Annotated in this window: 2 protein-coding genes and 1 pseudogene; all 3 read right to left on the bottom strand. The window is 71.9% G+C overall.

Annotation, left to right across the window (positions count from 1 at the left end; all coding sequences use genetic code 11):
* Positions 1 to 153: 153 nt before the first annotated feature.
* On the bottom strand, positions 154 to 1,203 hold the full coding sequence (locus B4E30_RS00495; protein WP_286793032.1) for a DUF1648 domain-containing protein: 1,050 nt from the start codon (positions 1,201 to 1,203) through the stop codon (positions 154 to 156).
* A complete protein-coding gene (locus B4E30_RS00490; protein WP_286793031.1) occupies positions 1,200 to 1,565 on the bottom strand; it encodes a GntR family transcriptional regulator in 366 nt (121 codons plus the stop codon). The genes B4E30_RS00495 and B4E30_RS00490 overlap by 4 nt, the downstream gene beginning before the upstream one ends.
* A gap of 634 nt (positions 1,566 to 2,199) precedes the next feature.
* Positions 2,200 to 2,540 (bottom strand): annotated as a pseudogene (locus B4E30_RS00485) (SGNH/GDSL hydrolase family protein); the annotation flags it as partial.

Genomic DNA, 2,540 nt, shown 5'->3' with positions numbered 1-2,540 from the left:
CCGTCGGCGTGAACATCATCACCGGCAGGAGAAACGGCGCAGCCGGTGCCGCGAGCCCCGCCGGGTCGAGCCACAGCGGCAGTGCGACGAGCCAGGCGAGGCCGAACGAGAGGGCGAGGAAGACCGCGACCGGCACGACCCGGACCCGGGGCATCATGCAGTGCCTCCGTGGTCGCCGCCTTCGCCGCGCTCGCCGCGCTCGCGCAGGGCCAGGAGGAGACCGGCGGCCGTCGATGCATCGTCGACGGTGACGACGAAGGCTCCGCCCCTCGCGCGCTCGACCTCGAGGGCCTCGCTACGGCGCAGGACCACGCCGGTGCGTCCATCCAGTGCCTTCCGCAGTCCCCATCCGCCGAAGTCCGCCATCGGATTGATCGTGACCACCTTCACGTCGACGACCTGATCGAGTGACACCCGGAACCTCGGCACGCCCAGCAGGCTGGTCACGCTCAGTCCGTCGTGGTCGACGCGGACGCGGAACAGCATGGTGGCGAGGATGGCCGCTGTCACGACGACCGCCACGATCAGCAGGATCGGCCAGGCGCTTCCCGCGGTGGCGATGTCGAGCGCGGCGAGTGCGAAGAGGAGTACCGCCGCACCGACGAGCACCGCCATCCCGCCACTCGCGAGAGATGCGGTGCGCACCCAGACGGCGCGCTCGCCCGGCCCCAGGAGGACCGGTGTCGCCGGGCGGACGGTTCCGCCGCTCACCGTCAGGCGCGGCTGCGAAACCCAGGCCACGACTCCGACGACGATCCCCGTGGCGCCGCCCCAGACGAGTGGCCCGAGGATCCCGGCCGACTGCGTGGCCGCCGGCAGATCGACCTGCGCCGCATACGTTCCGGTGATCACGACCAGCACGGCACCCACGACGGCGGGAGCGAGCGAGCCGAGGAACCGCATCGTGGCTCCCCACTCCCCCTCGCGTGAACCGAGGAGGGCGAACGCCGACAGCACGAGCGTCATCCCTGTACCCAGTCCGGCACTGAGGGCCGGAACGGTCCACGGCGCCGCGTAGCCGTCGGGGGCGCCCGACACCGCCCAATGGACCGCGACGGGGTCGGGAACACGAGGCGCCAGCCACAGCTGGATCGCCACCGCCGCGACGGTCATCGCCAGCGGCAGGACGATGCCGAACCACACGAACGCGCGGCGCGCCCGGGTGAGTCGTTTCCGATCGTTCTCGGGAGGGGAGACGGTCATGACGGGTCCTCCTCTGGATCCACATCGGCCAGCAGCGAGGCGAGCACGCCCGGCGCGAGCCCGAGGCTCCGCGCACGAGAGGCGAGGGCGACCACGTCGTCGCGGAGCCGGCGCAATCCGTCGGCGGCCTCGGTGACGACCGCACCGCGGCCCCGCCTCATGTCCACGAGGCCCTCGTCGCGCAGCTCCTGGTAGGCACGCAGCACCGTGTGCAGGTTGAGGTCGAGCGAGCCGGCGACCTCACGCGCGGAGGGAAGCCTCTCCCCCGAGCGGATCTTCCCGGCGGCGATCGCGGTGCGCACCGAGGCGGCGACCTGTTCCCACAGGGCCGCGTCGCGTGATGGGTCGATCCGAATCAGCACACCGCTATTATACTTTCACTATAACAAATCAGAAACCCTGACCGGCGATCTGGAGAGCCCTTCGTCGCGGCTACCGCCACGGTCGCGGTCGCGGTCTCGGCCACGTCCACGTCCACGTCCAGCGTCCTTGCCACGCCCGTGCACTAACTCAGGCTGTACGGGGCTCACGACGGGTCCTCTCGGCATGTCGCCCCTCCTCCGCGCTTCCAGCCTGAGTTGGGGCCATACGCGAGGCGGAACGGGCGTCGGACGCCGGCACGCGGCGGCACGCCAGGGCGGCGGGGCCCTTCGTGACGGCCACGGTCACAGTCACGGTCACGTCGATGCAGGAATTCAGGCTGTGCGAGGCGCGGGACGCGTCTTGTCGGCGTGTCGCTCCTTCCCCGGGCACGTCCAGCCTGAGTTAGGGCCGAGCGGGAATGGAACGGGCGTCCGGTGCGGCACGCCAGGGGCGCGGCGGAAGGCCTTCGTGACGGTCGCGGCGACGTCCGTGCACGAACTCAGGCTGCGCGAGGTGCGAGACGCGTCCCGTCGGCGTGTCGCCCCGTCCCCGGCGCGTCCAGCCTGAGTTAGGGCCATACGCGAGGTGGAACGGGCGCCGGCACGCGGCGGCGCGCCGGGGCGGCGGATCCCGTCAGGAAGCGTCGCCGCGGGGGTGGCGTGTTGCGGCGCTGGTGCGACCGAACCCGAGGGAGCCGGCGACGGCGGGCAGCAGCGCCTCGGCTGTGCGGCGGTAGCCGAGCGCGCTCGGGTGGAAGCGATCAAGGCTGAACATCTCATCGGGTTGCGAGATGAAGAACGGGCCGACGGCATGCCGGAGCGAGACCGCATACGCGCCGGCGGCGACGGCCGCGTCCGCCTGCGCGAGTGCGAGCTGGCGCGACATGCGCGATCCGAGCGAACGAAGCGGCTGCGGCACCGGACGGAGGGCACCGAGATCGGGACACGTGCCGACGACCACCTGCGTTCCGCGCG

The organism is Microbacterium sp. UBA3394, assembly GCF_002358725.1.
Classification (GTDB): domain Bacteria; phylum Actinomycetota; class Actinomycetes; order Actinomycetales; family Microbacteriaceae; genus Microbacterium; species Microbacterium luteum.
Note: the sequence above shows the minus strand (reverse complement) of the source record. Positions and strands in the feature narration are given on the sequence as shown.

Excerpts from the sequence above, each read along its gene's own strand:
- B4E30_RS00495 (WP_286793032.1), bottom strand. The coding sequence starts at position 1,203 with ATGACCGTCTCCCCTCCCGAGAACGATCGGAAACGACTCACCCGGGCG.